Source organism: Streptomyces sp. NPDC057271 (assembly GCF_042668715.1).
Lineage (GTDB): Bacteria > Actinomycetota > Actinomycetes > Streptomycetales > Streptomycetaceae > Streptomyces.
The window spans coordinates 77002-97069 of the sequence record NZ_JBHUYJ010000001.1 but is presented as its reverse complement, the minus strand read 5'-3'; the positions used below and the strand labels follow the sequence as shown (position 1 = coordinate 97069).

At 72.0% G+C, this 20068-nt stretch carries 21 protein-coding genes and 2 pseudogenes; 7 read left to right on the top strand and 16 right to left on the bottom strand.

Annotated features, from left to right (window positions below):
• Positions 1-8: 8 nt before the first annotated feature.
• Both ACFUJR_RS00470 and ACFUJR_RS00465 read right to left on the bottom strand, forming a co-directional pair.
• Positions 9-305 carry an antibiotic biosynthesis monooxygenase gene (locus ACFUJR_RS00470; protein WP_352188949.1) on the bottom strand — a complete coding sequence of 99 codons (297 nt, stop codon included), beginning with the start codon at positions 303-305 and terminating at the stop codon, positions 9-11.
• Positions 306-390: 85 nt separating this feature from the next.
• Positions 391-1485 (bottom strand): M28 family peptidase, encoded by a 1095-nt coding sequence (locus ACFUJR_RS00465; RefSeq protein ID WP_383177463.1) that lies wholly within the window; start codon positions 1483-1485, stop codon positions 391-393.
• Positions 1486-1657: 172 nt separating this feature from the next.
• On the opposite strand from ACFUJR_RS00465, the gene ACFUJR_RS00460 reads away from it, so the two are divergent.
• Positions 1658-2203, top strand: coding sequence for an EF-hand domain-containing protein (locus tag ACFUJR_RS00460; RefSeq protein WP_383177466.1), 546 nt, complete (start codon positions 1658-1660; stop codon positions 2201-2203).
• A gap of 37 nt (positions 2204-2240) precedes the next feature.
• Positions 2241-2462 carry a hypothetical protein gene (locus tag ACFUJR_RS00455; RefSeq protein ID WP_383450159.1) on the top strand — a complete coding sequence of 74 codons (222 nt, stop codon included), beginning with the start codon at positions 2241-2243 and terminating at the stop codon, positions 2460-2462.
• On the opposite strand, the gene ACFUJR_RS00450 is transcribed toward ACFUJR_RS00455, so the two are convergent.
• Positions 2459-4255 carry a S8 family serine peptidase gene (locus tag ACFUJR_RS00450; protein ID WP_383171654.1) on the bottom strand — a complete coding sequence of 599 codons (1797 nt, stop codon included), beginning with the start codon at positions 4253-4255 and terminating at the stop codon, positions 2459-2461. The genes ACFUJR_RS00455 and ACFUJR_RS00450 overlap by 4 nt on opposite strands.
• 548 nt (positions 4256-4803) lie before the next feature.
• The gene (locus tag ACFUJR_RS00445; RefSeq protein ID WP_383171652.1) at positions 4804-5082 is read right to left on the bottom strand and encodes a hypothetical protein; all 279 of its coding nucleotides are present in this window, start codon (positions 5080-5082) and stop codon (positions 4804-4806) included.
• Positions 5083-5263: 181 nt separating this feature from the next.
• Here ACFUJR_RS00445 and ACFUJR_RS00440 point away from each other — a divergent pair, with 181 nt between their 5' ends.
• Positions 5264-5455 carry a hypothetical protein gene (locus ACFUJR_RS00440; protein ID WP_352188955.1) on the top strand — a complete coding sequence of 64 codons (192 nt, stop codon included), beginning with the start codon at positions 5264-5266 and terminating at the stop codon, positions 5453-5455.
• A gap of 43 nt (positions 5456-5498) precedes the next feature.
• Here the strand turns inward: ACFUJR_RS00440 and ACFUJR_RS00435 are convergent, their stop codons facing one another.
• Positions 5499-6713: an aromatic acid exporter family protein gene (locus ACFUJR_RS00435; protein ID WP_383171649.1), complete on the bottom strand. Its 1215-nt coding sequence runs from the start codon at positions 6711-6713 to the stop codon at positions 5499-5501.
• Positions 6714-6892: 179 nt separating this feature from the next.
• Here ACFUJR_RS00435 and ACFUJR_RS00430 point away from each other — a divergent pair, with 179 nt between their 5' ends.
• Positions 6893-7621, top strand: coding sequence for a VOC family protein (locus ACFUJR_RS00430; RefSeq protein ID WP_383171647.1), 729 nt, complete (start codon positions 6893-6895; stop codon positions 7619-7621).
• 61 nt (positions 7622-7682) lie between these two features.
• Here ACFUJR_RS00430 and ACFUJR_RS00425 read toward each other — a convergent pair whose 3' ends face one another.
• Positions 7683-8282 carry a hypothetical protein gene (locus ACFUJR_RS00425; protein ID WP_383171645.1) on the bottom strand — a complete coding sequence of 200 codons (600 nt, stop codon included), beginning with the start codon at positions 8280-8282 and terminating at the stop codon, positions 7683-7685.
• Between the two features lie 160 nt (positions 8283-8442).
• On the opposite strand from ACFUJR_RS00425, the gene ACFUJR_RS00420 reads away from it, so the two are divergent.
• Entirely contained in the window at positions 8443-10020 is a 1578-nt protein-coding gene (locus ACFUJR_RS00420) for a GMC oxidoreductase (RefSeq protein WP_383171644.1), read from the top strand.
• Positions 10021-10032: 12 nt separating this feature from the next.
• Here ACFUJR_RS00420 and ACFUJR_RS00415 read toward each other — a convergent pair whose 3' ends face one another.
• Both ACFUJR_RS00415 and ACFUJR_RS00410 read right to left on the bottom strand, forming a co-directional pair.
• A complete protein-coding gene (locus ACFUJR_RS00415) occupies positions 10033-10512 on the bottom strand; it encodes a carboxymuconolactone decarboxylase family protein (protein ID WP_383171643.1) in 480 nt (159 codons plus the stop codon).
• Complete coding sequence (locus tag ACFUJR_RS00410) at positions 10509-11588, bottom strand: dihydrodipicolinate reductase (protein ID WP_383171641.1); 1080 nt, start codon at positions 11586-11588, stop codon at positions 10509-10511. Before ACFUJR_RS00410 ends, ACFUJR_RS00415 begins: the two co-directional genes overlap by 4 nt.
• Before the next feature lie 126 nt (positions 11589-11714).
• Between ACFUJR_RS00410 and ACFUJR_RS00405 the strand changes: the two genes are divergently transcribed.
• Together ACFUJR_RS00405 and ACFUJR_RS00400 are read left to right on the top strand one after the other, a co-directional pair.
• Positions 11715-12092 (top strand): DUF779 domain-containing protein, encoded by a 378-nt coding sequence (locus ACFUJR_RS00405; RefSeq protein WP_383171639.1) that lies wholly within the window; start codon positions 11715-11717, stop codon positions 12090-12092.
• A gap of 236 nt (positions 12093-12328) precedes the next feature.
• Positions 12329-13129 (top strand): VOC family protein, encoded by an 801-nt coding sequence (locus ACFUJR_RS00400; RefSeq protein WP_383171637.1) that lies wholly within the window; start codon positions 12329-12331, stop codon positions 13127-13129.
• A 65-nt stretch (positions 13130-13194) separates the two neighbouring features.
• Here ACFUJR_RS00400 and ACFUJR_RS00395 read toward each other — a convergent pair.
• The 8 genes and pseudogenes from ACFUJR_RS00395 to ACFUJR_RS00360 all read right to left on the bottom strand — a co-directional run.
• Positions 13195-13413: pseudogene (locus tag ACFUJR_RS00395) on the bottom strand (hypothetical protein); the annotation flags it as partial.
• Positions 13414-13489: 76 nt separating this feature from the next.
• The gene (locus ACFUJR_RS00390; RefSeq protein WP_383171635.1) at positions 13490-13684 is read right to left on the bottom strand and encodes a hypothetical protein; all 195 of its coding nucleotides are present in this window, start codon (positions 13682-13684) and stop codon (positions 13490-13492) included.
• Between the two features lie 113 nt (positions 13685-13797).
• Positions 13798-14638 (bottom strand): annotated as a pseudogene (locus tag ACFUJR_RS00385) (phosphatidylinositol-specific phospholipase C/glycerophosphodiester phosphodiesterase family protein).
• 165 nt (positions 14639-14803) lie between these two features.
• The gene (locus ACFUJR_RS00380; protein ID WP_383171633.1) at positions 14804-15505 is read right to left on the bottom strand and encodes an ABC transporter ATP-binding protein; all 702 of its coding nucleotides are present in this window, start codon (positions 15503-15505) and stop codon (positions 14804-14806) included.
• A complete protein-coding gene (locus ACFUJR_RS00375) occupies positions 15498-16583 on the bottom strand; it encodes an ABC transporter ATP-binding protein (protein WP_383171631.1) in 1086 nt (361 codons plus the stop codon). The genes ACFUJR_RS00380 and ACFUJR_RS00375 overlap by 8 nt, the downstream gene beginning before the upstream one ends.
• Positions 16535-17371, bottom strand: coding sequence for an ABC transporter permease (locus ACFUJR_RS00370; RefSeq protein ID WP_383171629.1), 837 nt, complete (start codon positions 17369-17371; stop codon positions 16535-16537). Before ACFUJR_RS00370 ends, ACFUJR_RS00375 begins: the two co-directional genes overlap by 49 nt.
• Positions 17364-18356: an ABC transporter permease gene (locus ACFUJR_RS00365; RefSeq protein WP_383171627.1), complete on the bottom strand. Its 993-nt coding sequence runs from the start codon at positions 18354-18356 to the stop codon at positions 17364-17366. Before ACFUJR_RS00365 ends, ACFUJR_RS00370 begins: the two co-directional genes overlap by 8 nt.
• Entirely contained in the window at positions 18353-19972 is a 1620-nt protein-coding gene (locus ACFUJR_RS00360) for an ABC transporter substrate-binding protein (RefSeq protein WP_383171625.1), read from the bottom strand. Before ACFUJR_RS00360 ends, ACFUJR_RS00365 begins: the two co-directional genes overlap by 4 nt.
• Positions 19973-20068 lie beyond the last annotated feature (96 nt).

Below are 20068 nucleotides of genomic sequence, written 5' to 3'. Positions count from 1 at the left end.
GTGCGCGGTCACCGTCCGGGCAGGCCGAGTTCACCGCCCCGGTAGAAGGCCTCGTTCTCCTCGACGACGAACGGCGCCATCGTCTCGCGGCGCTGGCGCTCCGCGTCGGAGGAACGCCAGGCGTCGCACGCCTCCTTGGAGTCCCAGAGCGAGACGCCGGTGATCTCCTGGCCGTCCTCGGTCCAGTAGGCGTAGGCCTTGTGCAGACCGTCGGGGGAGAATCCGGGACGCCAGGCCCGCTCGAACTCCTCCAGGGCGCCCGGCGTGATGCGGCGCGTGGTCACCCAGACAAAGCGCTGCTCCATCGCAGCCTCCTCGGTAACGGGATCGGTCGTGATCGCGCTGTCCGACCACCGTAGGTCCGCAGGCCCGATTCCGCCTCCGAGACGGCTACCGGCCGTGACGGCGCGGGTGGGACGGGCCGGGTGGGCACCAGAGCGCGGCGGTGGCCGCGGTGGCGACGGCGACGGCCGTCAGGCGCTCGTGGTCGACGGTGTCCGGGGTGTCGGTGGGGCGGTGGTAGCGGGGGTTGCGGAAGTTCGCCGTGCCGGTGAGCAGGACGGCCGGGATGCCCGCGCTCCAGAAGGCCGCGTGGTCGCTGCGGCCGAGATGGTTCAACGGGGGGACGGCGAGTCCGGCGAGGGTGCCGAGCGGGCCGTCGGGGCGGGGGTCGCGGAGGGTGACGACCGGCAGAGGCGGCTCCGCGGCCGCGGCCGCCCGGCGCCACAGGTCGGCCGCCGTCTGCGAGGACCGGCGGTGGACGACGAGGACGAAGTCCGCGCGCCCGCCCGCCGCGTGTACGGCGCCGGCCGCGCCCGGGAAGACCGTGCCGAAGCCCGGCGGGACGGCCTGTGTCCCGGGCGCGGTGTCGAAGCAGCCGACGGACTCCAGGCAGAGCATCCCGGCGATCCGGCGGCCGGGTCCGGCCGCGCGGGCGGCGACGCGTGCGCCGACGAATCCCAGCTCCTCCATGTCGAAGCAGGCCAGGCGCACCGCGGGTGGCCGGGGCAGCCCTCCGAGCAGCCGGGCCACCTCCAGCAGGGCGGCGACTCCGGAGGCGTTGTCGTCGGCGCCTGGGCTGCCCGCGACGGTGTCCAGGTGGGCTCCGACGAGCACGGTGGGCCGGTCGTCCCGGTGGTCCCGCTCGGCTCCGTCGGGCAGCCGGGCCAGCAGGTTGGCCCCGGTGAGCCGTCGGTGCACGCGGACGCGGAAGGGCGAGAGGCGGGCGCCGCCGGGGCGGTCGGTGCAGCCCGGACGCCACCGGACGTCGAACGGCTGCCGTTCGGTCAGCCAGCCCGCCTCGGCCAGCCGGCGCGCCACATGGGCCTCGGCGCGGAGCATGGCCTCGGGCGCGTGGGTCCTGCCGCGCGGACGGTCGGCGAGGAAGTCGACGTCCTGCCGCAGGCGCAGCGGATCGGCCCGCCGGGCCAGCTCCCGGACGAGTGCGGGCACGCCATGCGCGGGCGCGTCGGGACCGTGGTCCATGGCGTCGATGGTCGCGTACGGCGCCGGTCCGCGCGCGTTCTCATGCGCTTTGCCGTGCGTGTTCCGGTGCGCGACGCGTGGTGGGGCAGCGCGAACAGGCAGTCGCGGGCAACCACACTGGGGGTTCTGCCGTCCCTCTCGGTACGACCCCCTCCACAGGAAGGATCCCCGCATGGCGACGCTCGATCCGATCACTCGTAGGCTCCGGCGCCTCTTCGAGGTGCTGGACTCCGACGGCGACGGATTCGTCACCTGGTCCGACCACGAGCGGATCGTGGCGACGTACGCGAGGGCCTACGGGCTGGCGGCGGACGATACCCGGATCCAGGCCCTGGAGCGGGCGTACTGGGCGCAGTGGCTCGGGCTGCTCACCCAGTCGGTGCCGGGGCGGGATCGGCTGGATCAGGACGGCTTCGTCGCGGCCCATCGCGCGGTGGGCTACGACAGCGACCGGCCCGAACTGCTCGAGAACCTCGCCGCGGCCATCTTCCGCATCATGGACACGAAGGGTGACAAGCGGGTCAGCGGGGAGGAGTTCGCCGCGTATCTCGCCGTCTGGGGCGTCACCGGGGAGCAGGACCCGGGGGTCTTCGAGCGTCTCGACCTGGACCGCGACGCGTTCATCTCGCAGCGCGAGATCGCCCGGTCGCTGCGGGCGTTCCACCTGCACAACGACAACCTCAACACGCCCGGAGGCATCTTCCTCGGCGTGTACTGACCGTGCGCGGCGGCCCGTGGTGTGGTCGGATCTCGTCATGGACGTCACTGAGGAGAGCGACGGTTCGCCCGGGCCCCGGGGTCCCGGAGAGCGTCGTCGTGCGGCTCGGCGGGCCGTAGCGAGCCGGACGACCGACCGGGCCGAGCTCGCGGAGTTCCTCGACATACTCGATCTGCGGCCCGAGGTCGACCACCTCTACTCCGGACCGGAGTCCGGGCGCCCCCGCCGGAACGGCGAGGGGCGCCCGGGTGAGGCCTAGAAGGTCAGGTTCCAGGCGTCGATCCTGCCGGTGTCCCGGTTGGCGTTGTCGTTCACACGGAGCTTCCAGACGCCGTTCGCGACCTCGGCGGAGGCGTTGACGGTGTAGGTCTGGAGGATGTTGTCCGTGCCGCCGCCGGTCCGGTTGTGCAGGGTGTGGACCGTGCCGTCGGGGGCGACCAGGTCGACCTTCAGGTCACCGATGTACGTGTGCTTGATGTCCACGCCCACCTTGAGGGTGGCCGGGGCGTTGCCCGTCACCCCGCTGACCGTGAGGGAGCTCTCGACGGTGGCGTGGTCGGTGATCGCGACGTCGGTGAGGTTCTCGAAGTACGCGCCGGGGGGCGGGGTGGTACCGCTGACCGCCTTCAGCGCGTCGACGCGACCCTCGCCGAAGAAGCTGTTGACGGCGGTGGTGCCGGTGCACCGGCTGTCCGACGGGCAGGCCAGGTCGGTGGCCTGGACGCCCAGCTTCGTACGGATGTCCGCGGGGGTGTCGCCCGGGTTGGCGCTGGCCAGGAGCGCCGCCACGCCCGCCACGTGCGGGGAGGCCATGGAGGTGCCGCTCAGCGAGGCGTACTTGCCCCCGGGAACCGTGCTGTAGACGGACTCGCCGGGCGCGGACACCTCGATGACGTTGCGGCCGAAGTTGGAGAAGGACGCCTTGGACGAGCCGCTGGTGCCGTTCGCCGCGACCGTGACGACGCCCGGCAGTTCGGCCGGGATGTCGAGGCAGTCGTTGGTGATGGTCCGGGTCACCGGGGTGGAGTCGTTGGGTGAGGAGGTGTCGGTGGTCTTGTTCGCCAGGTCGTAGTTGGCGTTGCCGGCCGCCGCGACCTGCAGCGACCCCTTGCCCTCCGCGTACTTCTGGGCGCGGTTGACACCCTCCAGGATGGCCGCCTGGTCCACGTTGTCCGGGCAGTTGAACTGCCACGGGTCCGTGTAGTAGCTGTTGTTGGTGACCTTGAAGCCGTGGTCACCGGCCCAGACGAGCCCGCAGATGGTGTTCTCCGCGAAGAACAGCGTGCTGCCCGGCTCGGCGATGCGGACCGAGGAGATCTTCACACCCGGCGCGACGCCGATGGCGCCCTTGCCGTTCTTGGCGGCCGCGACCGTACCGGCGACGTGCGTGCCGTGGGTGTCGACGTCACGCCACGCCCCGGCCCGGGTGTCCGCCTTGCCGTACGCGCAGGAGACCGAGTCGGCGGCGTTGAAGTTGGGCGCCAGGTCCTGGTGCTGGTCGTCCACACCGGTGTCCAGGATGCCGACCTTGACCGTCGGAGAGCCGGTGGTGACCGCCCAGGCCTGGTCGGCCTTGATCTGCGTCATGTCCGACCGGACCGGCTCGGTGGACGGCGCGGTGGACTGGGACGGGTTGCTGGGCAGCGCCGGGTTGTAGGCGTCGGCAGGGACGTCGGAGGTACGGGTGGCGCCGACCTGCTGGACGCCGGAGACCGCGCGCATCGCCGGGGCGAAGCCGGTCGACGTCGAGTGGGCCACCACGACGCCGATGGCGTCGTACGAGGCGAAGACGGTGCCGCCGTTGTTCGCGACCGCCGTGCGGACGGCCGTGGTGTCACCGGGAGCGGTGATGACCAGGTAGGCGCGCGTGCCGGCCGCCCAGGCCGCAGGCACGGCCGCCTTGGCCGCGCGGGCGGCGGAGGCAGCCGACGCGGTGGAGCCGGCCTGAGCCGCGGATGCGGCCCTGGGCTCCGGGATGGTCGTCGGCGCGGCCTGAGCGGCTCCGACGGGCACGGTGAGCGCGACGGCCGAGCCGAGAGCGGCGACGGCCACGGCGGAGAGTCTCAGCCGGCTTGATATGTGGGAAAACAATGCGTCCTCCGATGGCCCGGTGACGCTGGTGGCGCCTGCCGGGCCCTGTGTTGTAGGGGGTGGGACGCAAGATCCCAGAGACCCGCATGCGGAAGGAAGTGTTCAACCCCATAAGCCCGTTGGCGTTACCCAGTGTTGACCTGACGAGATGTCGGTCGGGGCGGGTTTCCCCCTCGATGGGCGGTTCGTCGGGGTGACGGCATGCGGGTGCGGACGCTGCTCGATGCGCGGGGCCGAAGGGCAGCGGAAGGTGGTGTCGGAGGCGCTGGTCGCGAGGGACGGCGGCCACGGAACGAAGCCGGCCGCGCTGTCGGAGCACGACGAGGCGAGGGCGAGGGCGGGGGCGAAGGAGGCGAAGGAGGCGAAGGAGGCGAAGAGGGAGAGCGCGGCGAGGCGTCCGGAGTGCCGCCGGTCCTCGTCGGGGCCACGGGCGACCCGGCCACCCGGCCTACGGGCGGGACTGCGGGTGTCTCACGGACGCCGGCGCGTGGCCGTTCGGCGTACGCCGGTCAGTAGAGCCGTGGCGACATGACCTGCGGCTCGGTGCCCGGCACTTCCAGGACGCAGCGGGGGATGCCGGGGCCGGCCGCGGCGCGGACCGTCGCGGGCGTCGGCGGGTCGGTCGGCAGCTCGATGTGCACGGTCACGGGGCGGTCGTGACCGGTCGTGGCACACCCCGTCTCCTTGCCGTCGACGAGGACCTCGACGACGGCCTTGTGGCCGGTCTGGACCGTGACGCTGACGGAGTGCCCCGCGTGGTCGATATGAAAGTGGTGGCGTCGTCTCATGGGTCGCCTCCGACCGGTTCGCCGTCCTCGCCCCCTGCTCCAGCGTAGCCATCCGTCCCTCGGGCAGCCTGGTCGGCGGTGGCGCGGGGCGCGTCACCCGAACAGCGGCCCTCCGGGCGTGCAACCGGCCCTCCGTCGGGTGCACTGGAAGGGAAAGCGTCCGCCGAGCATGGAGACGACCATGTACGAAATGCACGTCGGCATAGCGCCCCGTGACGGGATCTTCGTCTGGCACGTGGCCGCCATCGGCACCGCGACCGCCCTGTGCGGGCAGTCGCTCCACGAGGAGCCGCTGGAGGAGCGCGAGAGGACCGACCGTCACTGCACCCCTTGTATGAGTTCGTTCCAGGAGCTGATGAACGACCGGCGGTGACAGCCGGATTTCCGAATTCCCCCATGCCCCAGCCCGAAGTCCCTCAGACCCCCAGTCGGTCGCGGAGCGCCGACAGTCTCGGCCGTCGCTCGGCGCGTTCGCGCGAGTGGCGGTCGAGTTCTTCCATGAGGCGGCGCCCGCGGTGGTCGAGATCGAGCTCGTCGAGGATCCGGTCGATCTCGGCGAGCAGCGCTCCGTACAGCTGCCAGTGGCGGGGGTCTCGCTGGACGACCTGGAGCAGGAGGTCCGCCGTGTGGTCGCGGACGGCGCGCGCCGCTCTGAGTTCGCCGGCGAGCCGCTCCTCGGCGGCGTCGGCGTCCTCGCTGACGTGGGTGGAGACCAGGACGGCGAAGCTCACGAGGGTGTCGGCGACGCGGGCCAGGAGGTCTTCGAGCGCGAGCGCGAGGTCCTCGGGGAAGAGTTCCGCGCCCTTGCGCGCCTTGGCGAGGTCGGTGAGCGTGCGGGCGATGACCCGCAGGACGACGGCGCAGATCTCCAGGGTGTCGAGCCCGGTGCGCAGCACGATGCGGTAGAGGACTCCTTCCTGTTCCTTGACGCGCGGGTTGAGCCGAAGGCTGTCCTCGGCCTGGCGCAGCGCCGCGTCGACGTCGGCGACGTCGTTGTCGAGCCGGCGTGCCTCGTGCAGGCGCGCGGCGGCGTGCGCGACGGTCGTGGGGGCGGTGAGTTCCTCGCCCATGCCCAGCATGAGCCGGCGCATACGGCGCGCCAGGTCCTCGATGGACTCACCCGCCGAGCCGACCCAGACGGGCGGTGCGAGGACCGTGTTGAAGGTCAGACCGACGATCGCCCCGATGAGGGTCTCCAGGACCCGGTCCCAGGCGGTGTCGGTGACCTGGGTGACGCCGAGGACCAGCATCGCGCTGATCGCGACCTCGGGCACGAACTCGTCGACGCGCACGAAGCGGCCCACCACCAGCGAGGCCAGGATGATCAGCCCGAGGCTCCACCAGGTGAGACCGACCAGGGCACTGAAGGCGATGGCGATGACGACGCCGACGACCACCGAGTTGACCCGCCGGATGCCGGTGGTGAGCGTGGAGTAGAGGGTCACCTGGACGACGAGCAGCGCGGTGAGCGGGGCGGTCAGGGGGGCCGGTTCGCTGCTCAGCTGGAGAGCGACGACATAGGAGATCGTGGCCGCGGCCGTGGACCTGACGGTCTGCACGACCGCCGGGTCCCGGCGCCGCGCGTACAGGTCGGCCACCACTCTTCGCAGCGCAGCGCGCACGTCCCTCACGCTTTCAGGTTTTCGTACCGGTGGGGACTTCGCACGCCGTACCGGTACGGCCCGCCGGAATGGCGATCTCTCCGGGGGTACGGTGGGATGGGAACCGATCACGCGTCCACGACGGATGGATGAAGGTTGTGTCGACCTCGAGTCATGCGGTGTCCGGCGCCCCCTGCTGGGTCAGTCTCATGACCCGCGACCTCCGCGCTGCCGAGACCTTCTACGGGGGTGTGTTCGGTTGGGAGTTCCGGTCCACCCGGTTGGGTGAGGAGTTCTCCGTCGCCCTGCGCGACGGGGCTCCGGTCGCCGGGATCGGCGCGCTGGCGCCGCGCCTCGCGGTGGCCGTCGCCTGGACCCCGTACTTCGCCGTCGACGACGCCGACCTGACCGCTTCGCGCATCCGGGAGCGCAGCGCCACGGTGGCCGTGGGGCCGCTGCGCTTCGGGACCGGGCGGGCGGCGCTCGCCTCGGACCGCGAGGGTGCCGTCTTCGGTATCTGGGAGGGTGAGGTGATCCCCGACTGGAGCGTCGGCAAGGGCGGGGCGCCGGCCTGGCTCGAGCTGCGGACCCGTAACGCCTTCGACGCGGCGATCTTCTACGCCGAGGTACTGGACTGGGCCGGCGAGCGTCCGGGCTGCTGCCAGGTGAGCTACGAGGACGATCATGTCGTCCTGAGCCATGCGGGCGTCACGGTCGCCCGGCTCTTCGGCGGGGCGGTGGAGGCGGCCCCCGACCCCCAGGTACGGCCTCGCTGGCATGTGCACTTCCGGGTCCCCGACGTCGACGAGGCGGTCGAGGCGGCGGTGCGGCTCGGTGGGACGACGGCCTCCTCCGTGAGCCCGTCGGGAAACGGGCGGCGCATCACGCTCCGCGATCCGGACGGCGGGCTGTTCACGGTGGCCGACAGCGTGGAGTGAGGGGCAGTGAGGGCCGGGACGGCGACGGGGCGCCGCGTGAGGTCCCGCCGTACGCGTACGGTCACTCCCCCGCGTGCGCGGCGCGCCGGATGGTGGCATCGAGGAGCGCCAGGGCCTGGTCGGCGGTGCGTCCGGGGGCGCGGTTCCAGGGGCCGATGAGCCCGGTCCAGCCCTGGGCACGCAGTTCGGTGACGATCCAGGCGGCGGAGCGGTTCATGGTGTCGGCGCTGCCGTGGCCGAGGCGGTGGGCGGTGAGCAGCGCGCCGCAGAGGCAGCGGGCGCCCCGGGCGTCGCGGAGACGGTACGGCCTGTTCTGCCAGCCCCACTCGACGAGGACGTGGCGGGCGTGGGCCAGGTGGACGGAGGGGCGTACGTCGCTCTGACCGATACGGCGCCAGGTGTGCAGCCGGTCGGGCAGGACGGCCCCGAGCCGGCCGGGGAGCCGCCGTTCGGCGGGCGGGGGCGGGGTGAGACCGGCGAGGGCGGTGGCCACGAGCTGGTCGACGGGGACGGAGAGCAGCCCGCGCCAGTCGTGCTCGGGGGCGGCCGGCTCCTCGTACGGAGCGTCCCAGTGGCGGACGATCTCCTGCCACGCGGCGGTGTCGTGGAGTGCGACGGCCGTCCGGTCGAGGATGTCGGGGGCCAGGGTCGGCAGGGGCATGGGCGCTCCGGTCTCGGCGGATCCTTCACTCATCAGAATGTCGGCTTTGCCTGGAACATCCTTGAGCGATCCAGCCAAAAGTTACCAATCGGTATGCCGTGACTTCCCATGCGGGCGGCAGTAGAACTCGTTCCCATTCCACCGACAGTGAGGGCTCCTCATGGCTGTTACACGCCGTGGATTCATCACGGGAACAGGTTCTATTCTCGGCACTCTGGCACTTCCCTCTCAGGCCTACGCGTCGGCCACGCAGTCCCGTATCCCCGCTCTGGTGATCGGCACCGGCTACGGCGGATCCGTCGCCGCGCTGCGGCTCGCCCAGGCAGGTGTCGACGTGCGCATGGTCGAGATGGGCATGGCCTGGGACACCCCCGGCCCGGACGGCAAGATCTTCGCCAACACGACCACCCCCGACTACCGGTCCTTCTGGCTGCGCACCCGCACCAAGCAGCCCCTCAGCCAGTTCCTCGGCTTCCCGCTCGACAAGGACGTCCCCCGCCACACGGGCATCCTGGACGCCGAGGAGTTCGGCGGCATCACCGTCTACCAGGGCCGGGGCGTCGGAGGCGGCTCCCTGGTCAACGGCGGGATGGCCGTCACCCCGCGCCGGGAGAACTTCGGCGCGATCCTTCCGTCGGTCGACGTCGACGAGATGTACGGCGTCTACTACCCGCGCGCCAACGCCGGGCTCGGCGTGAACCACGTCGACCCGTCCTGGTGGGAGAGCGCGGCGTGCTACCAGTACGCCCGGGTGGGCCGCAAGCATGCGCAGCGCTCCGGTTTCCCGTTCGTCTTCGTGCCCAACGTGTACGACTGGGAGTACATGAAGCAGGAGGCCGCCGGTGCCGTACCGAAGTCGGCGCTGGCCGGGGAGGTGCTCTACGGCAACAACCACGGCAAGAAGACCCTGCAGAAGACCTACCTCGCGCAGGCCCGGGCGACCGGGCGGGTCACCGTCTCACCGCTGCACAAGGTGACGTCCGTGTTCCCGGCGGCGGGCGGCGGCTACGCGGTCGTCGTCGACCGGCTGGACACCGCGGGGAACACCACGTCCACCGAGACGATCCTGGCGGACCGGGTGTTCTTCGCGGCCGGCAGCGTCGGCACCAGCAAGCTGCTGACCAGGCTGCGGGCCACCGGAGCGCTGCCCGGCCTCAACGGCGAGATCGGCAAGGGCTGGGGCGACAACGGAAACGTCATGTGCGGGCGCGCCAACCATATGTGGGACCCGACGGGGAGGCTCCAGGCGTCCATGCCCACGGCCGGCATCGACAACTGGGACGCGGGCGGGGCGTTCGCCGAGGTCGCGCCGCTGCCCACGGGCATCGAGACGTACGCCTCGTTCTATCTGTCGATCACGAAGAACCCCCACCGGGCCGAGTTCTCGTGGAACCCCACGGCGGGCCGCGTCGAGCTCAACTGGCAGACCGCCTGGAAGCAGCCCTCCATCAACGCCGCCAAGACGATCTTCGACAGGATCAACCACAAGGAGGGGACGATCTACCGCACGGACCTGTTCGGCGCGTACAAGATCTGGGGCGACCACCTCACGTACCACCCGCTCGGTGGCGCCGTGCTCGGCCGGGCCACCGACGACTACGGTCGCCTCCACGGCCATCCGGGGCTCTATGTGATCGACGGCGCGCTGATCCCGGGCAACACCAGTGTCAACCCGTTCGTCACGATCACCGCGCTCGCCGAACGCAACATCGAGAAGATCATCGCCACCGACCTCTGAGTCGCCTCAGGGTCACTGGGTGGGCAGCACGCACACCGCGTCGAGGCCCAGCACCCGATTGAGCCGGCCGAACGACAGCCAGGAGCCGATGCTCATCGTCAGCTCCACGATCTCGGGCTGACTGTAGTGAGCGGTCATACGAGTCCAGAAGGCCTCGTCGAGACCGTGATGATCCAGGGCGTACCGCTCGGCGTACTCCGCGGCCAGCCGCGTGCGGTCGTCGAAGGCATCGGTGGTACGCCACTGGGTCACCGCGTCGGCGAACGAGTCCTCGACCTTCTCGCCGTCGCGGTCGGTCCTCCAGTCCAGGCAGAACAGACACCCGTTGACCTGCGCGATCCGCAGCCGCGCGGCCTCGAACTCGCGCAGACCCAGGGTCGTATGGGCGTAGACGGAGAGGGAGAAGTTCGCCGCGGCGGTGCCGATCTCGGGGACGATCTCGCCCCAGACGTACTCGATCGGGTGCCTGCCCTCGGGGACGTCGATCCTCATGGCCGTTTCCTTCCCAGTCGGCCCACCGCGGGGCGCAGCGGGACGTCGAGCGCGTCGTAGAGTCCGGGCTTCGCGTCCACGAGCCAGTCGACCGCGTTCACGAGCCTGCCGACGGCCGTGGCGTTGCCGCCCGCGGAGCGGTTCTCGCCCTCGTCCGTGGCCTCGACCGTGACCTCGATGCGCGGGCGGCCCTCGATGACCACCCGGTGGGCGCCGGCGCCGTCGGGCGGGGTGGGCCAGTCGGGGGCGCACGAGGGGTGGATCCGGGTGACGTGTTCGATGACGATGCGGGGTTCGCCGTCGACGACCCCCTGGACCTCGAACCGTACGGCGCCCTGGGTGCCGGCCTCGAAGACGCCCATCGTGCGGGTGGTCACGGTGGTGTCGAGGGGACGGCGTTGCATGGTCTCGCGGATCTCGTCGAGTTCGACGCCGAGGGCCCGTGCCATGAGCCGGATCTGTCCGCCCCAGACCATGGTCGGTACGGAGGGGGCGAGCATCAGCGGTTCGTACTCCATGGGGTGCCCCATGCCGACGAGATGACGGACCGAGTCCTCCTGCTCGTACGTGGAGTAGTCGAAGATCTCCTGGCAGCGGACGACGTCCACAAGGGTGCCGAGGCCGCTGATCAGCAGGGGCAGGACGTCGTTGCCCCAGCCGGGGTCGACGCCGGAGACGAAGAGGGAACCGCCGCCCTCCGCCACGGCGGCGAGGACCGGGTCCCGGAACTCCGGCGGGGCTCCACGCTGGTCGTAGAGCGGGTAGAGCGCCGGGGTCACGACCACCGCGCCGCCGCGGACGGCCCTGACGACGTCGGCGAGCGCCTCGTCGGGCCTGATGTCGCCGGAGGCGGCGTACACCACCGCGCGGGGGCGGGCGCCGAGCACGGCGTCGGTGTCGTCGGTCGCCGCCACCCCGAGGGAGCGGTCGAGCCCGGCGAGCGCGCCCGCGTCACGTCCGATCTTGCCCGGGTCGTGGACGAGGACGGCGGTGAGGGCGAGCGCCGGGTGGGCGTCGACGGCCCGTATGGCCGCGCGGCCGACATTTCCGGTTCCCCAGACAACGGTCGGAATCATGCGGGGAGCGTAACCTGACGGACCGTCAGTTCCTAGGGGTGCGGCCGATTTCGGCGGACGCAACCCTCTCGCAACCTCCGGCCGTGTTCGATGGAGCCCCGGCGGACGCACGAGGAGGGGCGGGAGATGGATCGACCCGGAGCGCGGGTGGAGTTGACACCCGACGCGGCCGACCTGGTGCGGCGGCTGCGGGAGTCGCACGGTCCCCTGATGTTCCACCAGTCGGGCGGCTGCTGCGACGGCAGCGCGCCCATGTGCTATCCGGACGGGGAGTTCCGCACCGGCGCGGCGGACGTACTGCTCGCCTCGCTCGACGTCGCCGGTGTCGCGGAGCCGGTGCCGTTCTGGATGTCGAAGGCGCAGTCCGAGCTGTGGAGCCACACCCGGCTGATCGTGGACGTCGTGCCGGGCCGGGGCAGCGGCTTCTCCCTGGAGGCCCCGGAAGGCGTCCGTTTCCTCATCCGTTCCCGGCTCGTCGACTCCGGCCCGGACTCAGCTCACTGACGCCTGCTCGTATCTCCACACGCGCGAGACAGGGGGCCGGTCGCCTGGGGGACACGCGGGTACGTGTACGCGTACCCGCGGTGGCGGCCTTCCTGTCGGCCTGCGCCGTGGGAACCTCCTCCGGCCGCCGGCCCCGCACGGACACGGTCCGTCACCGAGCAGGGTGGGCCCGCCCTGACTAGCGTGGGACTCGGCAACCACCGGCGAGCCCCATCGATCGGAAGAGAGTCAGAGTCATGGCCGCACGACCTGAAGGCACACCCTGCTGGGCCGACGCGATGTTCAACGACATCGAGGGCGCCAAGACGTTCTACGGCGAGGTGCTGGGCTGGACCTTCGGCGAATCGTCCTCGGAGTACGGCAACTACACCCAGGCGTACCGCGACGGCAAGGCGGTCGCGGCGGTCGTTCCGCCGATGCCCGGCCAGGACGGCTCCCAGCCGTCGGCCTGGTGTCTCTACTTCGCGTCGCCCGATGTCGCCGCCACGGCCGAGAAGATCAGGAACAGCGGCGGCACGGTCGTCATGGAGCCGATGGCCGTCGGCGACTTCGGGTCCATGTGCCTGGCGCAGGACCCGGCCGGCGTCGTCTTCGGTGTCTGGCAGCCCGGGGCCCACGAGGGCTTCGAACTGGAGGGCGAGACCGGCTCCTACGCGTGGGCCGAGGTCTTCACGCGGGAGCCCGCGAAGTCGGACGACTTCCTGACATCGGTGTTCGGCTACAACGCCAAGAAGATGGCCGTCGAGGACATGGACTACAAGGTCTTCGACCTGGGCGGCGAGATGCCGGTCCTGGGGCGGATGACGATGACGCCGGAGGACTTCCCGGCCGAGGTCCCGTCGTACATCCAGGTCTACTTCGCCGTCGACAACTGCGACCAGGCGGTCGACCGGGCCGTGAAGCTCGGCGGCCAGAAGGCCTTCGGGCCGATGGACAGCCCCTTCGGCCGCTTCGCGGCGATCGTCGACCCGCAGGGCGCGGCGTTCGCCGTGATCGACACGAGGACCACGGTGGGCGACGTGCCCGACATGTTCTGAGTGCACGGCAGGCACGCGTGACGGTGCTGGGTCGTACGGACGGCCCCGGGCACCGTCATGCCCGCTCAGCCGGCGTCACGGAAGGTGACGATCCCGTTGAAGTCGCCGACGTACGCGGTTCCGTCGGGGCCGAGAGTGATCGGGGCCCGGTTGTGGCCGTACGCCGGGCCGGTAGCGGTGCCGGTGAGCGGCTGCCGGGCACGCTGCCCGGTGCGGAAGTCGACGGCCGCCGGATTCCAGGCGTCGACGCCGAGCGGGTTCGGCCGCTTCTCGTAGAAGTGGAGCCGGCTGAGATGTCCATCGAACTGCCGCTGGTCTCAAGGCCACTTCACAGCCCCGAAACGATACGGCAGGGGCGGCTCAGGGCTTGAGGCTGCTGACGACGTCGGCGGTGGCGGCGACCCCGTTCTGGATGGTCGGCGCCATGCTCGTGCCCGCGAGGAAGAAGCCGAGCAGGGCGCAGACCAGCGCGTGGGAGAACTTGAGGCCGCCGTTGCGGAGGAAGATCACCGCCAGGACGAGCAGCAGCAGTACGACAGAAACGGACACGGCCATCGCCCACACCCTCCTTGCGCCGCGCCGGAATCGCGGCGTTCGGCGGCCAGTGTGGCGCAGCGGGAGCGCCGTCCGGCCGTATGGCATGTCGGCCGAACGGGTGGGATTCGCCGTCAGCGGTTCAAGAAGTCCCGGAGCCCGGCGAGGTCGTCGGTGTTGATGTGGTCGACGCCGGCGGCGCGCAGCTCGCTCCAGAGAGCGTCGCGGGCGGGTCCGGGCCGGTCGGGGGTGGCCCAGAAGCGGATCCGCTGGCCGCGCGCGTGGGCGGTCCCGACGATCGAGGCCAGCCGGGCCCGCTCGGCGGCCGGGAAGGGTCCTTCGCCGCGCCAGTCGAAGGACTGGGTCCAGTTGGAGCTGACGAGCGGGATGAAGGCGGCGGGCGCGGGGGTCTGCGCCGCGAGGTCGTCGAGCCGGCCGTCGTAGAAGGCATGGCGGACGCGCTGTGCCTCCATGGGGCCGCGTGCGGCGCGGTCGCCGGAGACGACGGGGGTGACGGCACCGGGGTGGACGCGACCGGCGGTGACGGTGGACAGCATCCGCCGGTACGGGCGGAGTTGGCGGTCGAGTTCCCGGTAGGCGGCGACGCCGTCGGCCTTGATGTCGATGAGGAGCTGCACGGGGCGGCGGTAACCGGCGTACACGGAGCCGTGGTTGGCGCTGACCCGGGCGAGGAGCGGGTCGAGGTAGAGGGAGCGGAGGGTGCGGCTCGGGTCGAGCCGGGCGGGTTCGTGGGCGACGAGCAGCTCCCCGTCGACGAGGAAGACGTCGGCCTCGACGCTGGTGAACCCGTGGTCGAGGGCGTCGTGGAGGGGCCGGGGGGTGGAGGTAGTCGTTGTGCGCGTGCGCGAGCGGCAACGGGCGCACGCGGTGGGCGGCGACGGCGGTGCCGGCCAGGGCGACCGAGGTCACGGCGGCCAGGGCGGCGACCGCGGTACGGCGGGACAGGGGCGTCATGGGACGGCTCCGGGGGTTCGGGACGAGGGACCCGCACGAGTATGTGCGGGTCGGGCTCCCAACGGATTCGGTATGAGGCAGAGTTGGCTGACGCGATGCCGCCCGGTCGCCTGAGGTTCGCCCCGCGCTCCGGGGGCGTGGCGGGCTGACGCAGGACCGGTCCGGCTACCGCGTCGTCGACGCGGCCCCGGCTCCCCTACCGCCGCCTCCCCCACCCGCGCAGTCGGACCACTCGACCGTGCGGTCGCACCAGCGGTTCAGGAGGACACGGTCGTGGCCGACGGCGAGCAGGCCCGCGCCCGATTCGGCGCGGTACGCCTCCACCGCGGCGACCAGGGCCGCCGTCGTCGAGGCGTCGAGCATGGCCGTCATCTCGTCGCAGACCAGCCAGCGCGGGCGCAGCACCAACGCCCGTGCCAGGCAGGCACGTTGCAGCTGCCCGTCGCTGACCTCGTGGGGGCGGCGGGCGAGCAGGTCGTCGGTGAGGCCCACCGCCGACGCGAGTTCGGCGAGGCGCGGGCCGGCCTCCGGGCGGCGGCCACCGGCCCGGAGGGGTTCGACGATCAGATCGCGCAGCCGCAGGCGGGGGTCGGCCGACATCCGGGGCTGCTGGAACACCACGCCGACCGCGGTCCGCAGAGCGCGCGGCGCGCCGTGCCGCCAGCCCCGCACCCGCTCGCCGTCGACGGTGACGCTCCCGGCGTCCGGCCGGTGCAGCAGCGCGGCGACCCGGGCGAGCGTGGACTTGCCGCAGCCGCTGGGCCCCAGGAGGCCGACCGACTCTCCCGGCGCGATGGTCAGCGAGGTGTCGACGAAGACGGGCCCACGACCGTCGTAGCCGGCGGTGAGGGAGTCGAGTTCAAGCACGGGGCACTCCTGGCAGGTCGGCCGGCTGTCCCGTCGGGTGGTGGCAGGCCACGCCCGCGAACGGTTCCGGGAACGTGTCGCAGGTCGGCGTCGCCCGCTCGCAGCGCGGGGCGAAGGCGCAGCCGGACGGCAGGGCGGTCAGCTCGGGGGGCATGCCCGGGATCGCGGTGAACGCGCGGTCGGGCAGGGCGTTCAGGAGGCCCCTGGCATAGGGGTGGCGGGGGCCGGGCTGTCCGAAGAAGCGGGGGGCGGCCGTCGTCTCGACGATCCGGCCCGCGTACATCACGGCCACCCGGTCGGCGATCCGTTCCGCCGCCGACAGGTCGTGCGTGATCAGCAGCAGCGCCCGGCCCTCGTCGGCGTGACGGCGCAGCTCGTCGGCCGTCCGCTCGACGAGGTCGCGGTCGAGGCCGGTGGTCGGCTCGTCGGCGAGGAGGAGCGGAGCGTCCCCGATGAGGGCGAGCGCGGTGGCGGCACGCTGCGCGAGGCCGCCGGAGAGTTCGTGCGGGTACCGGTCGAGGTGCCCCGCCGGGAACGCGGCCCGCTCCGCCGCCGCCTCGGCGGCAGCGCGCCGCTCCCGCCGCGGGGTGCCGGTCAGCTCGCGGACGGTCTCCTCCAGCTGGGCGCGTACGGTCCGCACGGGGGTGAGGTGGGCGGCGGGGCTCTGCGGTACGAGACCGACGCGCCGTCCCCGTACCGTACGGGCCAGGGTCCGCTCGTCGGCGGCGAGCAGGTCGACCCCGTCGAGCAGCGCCGTGCCGGAGGCCGTGGCGTTCCCGGGCAGCAGCCCGAGGAGCGCGGAGGCGAGGACGGACTTGCCACAGCCGCTCTCGCCGACGAGGGCGAGGCACTCCCCCGCCGCCAGGTCGAAGTCGGCCCCGGTGACGGCGGCGACGTGTCGTCCGCCGCGCATCCGGAAGCGGACGGAGAGCCCGCGCACACTGAGGACGGCCTCGTCGGCGCTCCCCCTGCCCGCGGCGGGGGGACCTCCGGCGGTGACGGCCTCCAGGGCTCGTGCGACGCGCGGGTTCACAGCATCAGCTCCGATCGGCGGCGCGGGTTGAGGCGGTCTCGCCATGCTCCGGCGAGCCCGGCGACGGCCAGGGTCGGCACGATGAGGAGCAGGCCGGGGAAGAGCGTCGGCCACCAGTCGCCGGCGAGGAGCGAGGAGCGGGCGGACTGGACCAGGTTGCCGAGGCTGGCCTGGTGGCTCGGCAGCCCGAGGCCGAGGAAGGAGAGCGCGGACTCGTGCCACATGGCGTGCGGCACCATCAGGACGGCGGCGAGTCCCGCCTGCGGCAGGACGGCGGGCAGCAGGTGGCGCACGGTCACCCGCCACCGCGAGGCGCCGCCGGAGATCGCCGCGTCGACGAAGGGGCGCGAGCGCAGCGAGAGGACCTCGGAGCGGACGATCCGGGCGGTCGACAACCAGTGGGTGAGCGCGACGGAGACGATGACCGGCCACACTCCCGGCCGGAACATGGCCACGATGAAGATGCCGAGCAGCAGGTGCGGTACGGAGGAGAAGGCGTCGACGATCCGCATCACGAGCCGGTCGGTCCAGCCGCCCAGGGAGGCGGCCACGGCGCCGACGGCCGTCCCGACGACGGTGGCGGCGAGCGCGGCGACCAGGCCGACGAGGAGCGAGATCCGCAGTCCGTAGACGCAGCGCAGCAGCAGGTCACGGCCGACGTCGTCGGTGCCGAAGGGGTGCTCCGAGGACGGCGGCAGGAGTTTTGAGGACAGGTCGACGGCCTGCTCGTCGAGCTGGACGAGCGGCGGGACGAGGAGGACGGCGAGGAGGACCGCGCCGACGATCCCGGCGGAGGACCAGAGGCGCAGGCGGCGGGTGCGGGGATCAGCCATCGAAGCCCACTCTCGGGTCGGCGAGCCCGTACAGCAGGTCGGAGAGGAGGTTGCCGAGGAGGACGGCGGCGGTGGCGAGCACCGTGAGCGCGGCCAGCAGCGGGAAGTCGACGGAGGTGGCCGCCTGGACGGTAGCGGCGGCGATGCCGGGCCAGCTGAAGACGCTCTCCACGAGCAGGGCCCCCGTGATGAGTTCGGGGACGCGGGAGCCGACGAGGGTGAGCATCGGGAGCATGCCGGAGCGCAGGGCGTGGCCGAGCAGGACGGTTCGGTCCCGCAGTCCGCGCGCGCGTGCGCCGCGTACGGGGTCCTCCGCCAGCGCGTCTGCGACGCCCTGGCGGACGTACAGGAAGAACCAGGGCAGTTGTGAGACGCCGAGGACCAGGGCGGGCAGCACGAGGTGGGTGGCGACCTGGTCGGGGGTGACGGTGTCGCTCGCCGTGTCGGTGAGTCCGCCGGCCGGGAGTGCGCCGAGTTCCAGGGCGAAGAACCAGATGGCGAGCAGTCCCAGCCAGAAGACCGGAGCGGCTTCCAGGGTGTACGCGGCCGAGCTGACGGCACGGTCGAGGAGTCCGCCGCGCCGGCGCCCGGCGAGGACGCCGAGGACCGTGCCGAGCACGATGGCGAGGAGGAAGGCCGTGGTGGCGAGGAGTACGGACCAGCCGACGCGCTCGGTGATGACGTCGGCGACGGGCTGCCGCATGACGCTGGAGTCGCCGAGATCGCCGTGGAGCGCGGCGGTGAGCCACTCCCACCAGCGGGTGGTGAGGGGCCGGTCGACGCCGAGGTTGGCGCGGAGCTGGTCGAGGTTCTCCTGCGAGGCGGTGAGTCCGGCGGTGCCGGCGTACGCCTTGACGGGGTCGAAGGGGGAGGCGGCGGCGACGGCGAAGACCGCGAAGGTGACGGCGAGGAGGACGGGGACGGCGAACAGGGCCCGCCGTCCCGTCATCCGGGCCATGGCCCCCCAGGGGAGGCGTCGGCTCACCGCTCGGCCTTCTCCGCGCCGGCCTTGGGCTTCCAGGCCTCGACGTTCCACCACGGGCCGGAGGCGAGTCCGTGGTCGTGGGGCTCGGTCTGGGTGGTCAGGCCGTCCCAGCTGTCGTTCACGACGTACAGGTGGTCGATGTGGGTGAGGAAGGTGTAGCCGGGGTTCTTCACCAGTTCGCGCTGGACGACGGAGTAGGCGGCACGCCGCTTGACGGTGTCGTTCGTGCGGCGGCCCTCCTCCAGGGCCTTGTCGACGGTCTTGTTGTCGTACCAGGCCATGTTGTTGAAGCCGTCGCCCGCGAGGGCGGACGTCAGCAGGAGGTACTGGTCGAAGTCGGGGTCGCCGGGCGAGCCGCCGCCGGCGAGGACCGCGTCGGTCTTCATCCGGGGCTCGATGACCTCCCAGGTGCCGCCCTGGGTCTTGACGGCGATGCCGGCCTTCTTGGCGTCGGAGGCGTAGGCGAGGGCGTGGTCCTGCCGGAGCTTGTCGCCGGAGAGGTACCAGAGCGGGAACTCGGCGCGTACGCCGTCCTTCACTCGGACGCCGTCGGGGCCGGGCCTCCAGCCCGCCTCGTCGAGGATCTTCTCGGCGGCGTCGAGGTCGTGGCGGCGCTCGGTGCCCTTGGCGAACCACTCGCTGTCGGTGGGGACGGGGCCGTAGGCCGGTTTGCCGGCGCCTTCGAGGATCTTGTCGACCATGGCCTGCCGGTCGACGGCGACGTCGAGGGCGCGGCGGACGGCGGTGTCCCCGGTGACCTTGTTGTGGGTGGGGAGCGTGACGGTGCGGTAGTCGTAGGTCTTCGCGGCGTACGTCTTCCTGGCCTTGTCGTCCTTGAAGCCGGCGGCGAGGTTGGGCGGCAGGACGGCGCCGTCGAGGTCTCCGGCGCGGAGCCGGGTGGCGCGGACGTCGTCGTCCTTGATGATCGCCATGGTGAACTTCTTCACCTCGGGCGCGCCGCCCCAGTAGGTCGGGTTGGCCTTGAAGCTGAGCTTCTCGCCCTTGGACCAGTCGGTGAGGACGTACGGGCCGGTGCCGATGGGCCGGGTGGTGAAGGCGCCGGTGTTGACGTCCTGCTTCCCGGCGACGTGCTCGGGGGCGATGGCGAGGACCGTGCGCTCGGCGAAGGGAGCGTAGGGGTACGCGAGCCGGAAGACGACGGTGTCCGCGCCGACCGCCTCGACGCTCTCGAGGGCGTCGAGTTCGGTGCGGGAGGGGTTGTTCGTCTTCGGGTCGAGGACCGTCCGGTAGGTGAAGACGACGTCCTTCGCGGTGAAGGGGGCGCCGTCGCTGAAGGTCACACCCTTGCGGAGCCTGTACGTGTACGTCAGCCCGTCCTGGCTGACCTCGGGCAGCGCGGCGGCGAGCGCCGGCTTCAGCTTCATGTCCGCGTCGAAGGCGAGGAGCCCGTCGAAGATCTTGGAATTGCCGTCCTTGCCGTAGCCGAGGAGGGGGCTGAGGGTCTCGGGCTCGTAGGCGATGCCGACGACCGCGGAGTCCTTCCGACCGCCCGAGCCGGCACCGGTGCCGCCCGGGTTCGAGCAGGCCGCGGCGGTGAGGGCCAGCGAACCGGCGAGCGTCGCGGCGGCCATGCCGCGTATGGATCGGGCGGTCATCGTGCCCACACCCCTCTTGAAGATCAACTGCTGTTGCGAACAACTCGCAATTAAACAGTATGTAAAGGGATGCGGGCACGTGGGCCCCTTACTTCG

Bases quoted from the DNA above. Each gene is read 5' to 3' on its own strand.
- ACFUJR_RS00470 (WP_352188949.1), bottom strand. From the start codon at position 305: ATGGAGCAGCGCTTTGTCTGGGTGACCACGCGCCGCATCACGCCGGGC.
- ACFUJR_RS00465 (WP_383177463.1), bottom strand. From the start codon at position 1,485: ATGGACCACGGTCCCGACGCGCCCGCGCATGGCGTGCCCGCACTCGTC.
- ACFUJR_RS00460 (WP_383177466.1), top strand. From the start codon at position 1,658: ATGGCGACGCTCGATCCGATCACTCGTAGGCTCCGGCGCCTCTTCGAG.
- ACFUJR_RS00455 (WP_383450159.1), top strand. From the start codon at position 2,241: ATGGACGTCACTGAGGAGAGCGACGGTTCGCCCGGGCCCCGGGGTCCC.
- ACFUJR_RS00445 (WP_383171652.1), bottom strand. From the start codon at position 5,082: ATGAGACGACGCCACCACTTTCATATCGACCACGCGGGGCACTCCGTC.
- ACFUJR_RS00440 (WP_352188955.1), top strand. From the start codon at position 5,264: ATGTACGAAATGCACGTCGGCATAGCGCCCCGTGACGGGATCTTCGTC.
- ACFUJR_RS00430 (WP_383171647.1), top strand. From the start codon at position 6,893: ATGACCCGCGACCTCCGCGCTGCCGAGACCTTCTACGGGGGTGTGTTC.
- ACFUJR_RS00425 (WP_383171645.1), bottom strand. From the start codon at position 8,282: ATGCCCCTGCCGACCCTGGCCCCCGACATCCTCGACCGGACGGCCGTC.
- ACFUJR_RS00420 (WP_383171644.1), top strand. From the start codon at position 8,443: ATGGCTGTTACACGCCGTGGATTCATCACGGGAACAGGTTCTATTCTC.
- ACFUJR_RS00415 (WP_383171643.1), bottom strand. From the start codon at position 10,512: ATGAGGATCGACGTCCCCGAGGGCAGGCACCCGATCGAGTACGTCTGG.
- ACFUJR_RS00410 (WP_383171641.1), bottom strand. From the start codon at position 11,588: ATGATTCCGACCGTTGTCTGGGGAACCGGAAATGTCGGCCGCGCGGCC.
- ACFUJR_RS00405 (WP_383171639.1), top strand. From the start codon at position 11,715: ATGGATCGACCCGGAGCGCGGGTGGAGTTGACACCCGACGCGGCCGAC.
- ACFUJR_RS00400 (WP_383171637.1), top strand. From the start codon at position 12,329: ATGGCCGCACGACCTGAAGGCACACCCTGCTGGGCCGACGCGATGTTC.
- ACFUJR_RS00390 (WP_383171635.1), bottom strand. From the start codon at position 13,684: ATGGCCGTGTCCGTTTCTGTCGTACTGCTGCTGCTCGTCCTGGCGGTG.
- ACFUJR_RS00375 (WP_383171631.1), bottom strand. From the start codon at position 16,583: ATGGCGAGACCGCCTCAACCCGCGCCGCCGATCGGAGCTGATGCTGTG.
- ACFUJR_RS00370 (WP_383171629.1), bottom strand. From the start codon at position 17,371: ATGGCTGATCCCCGCACCCGCCGCCTGCGCCTCTGGTCCTCCGCCGGG.
- ACFUJR_RS00360 (WP_383171625.1), bottom strand. From the start codon at position 19,972: ATGACCGCCCGATCCATACGCGGCATGGCCGCCGCGACGCTCGCCGGT.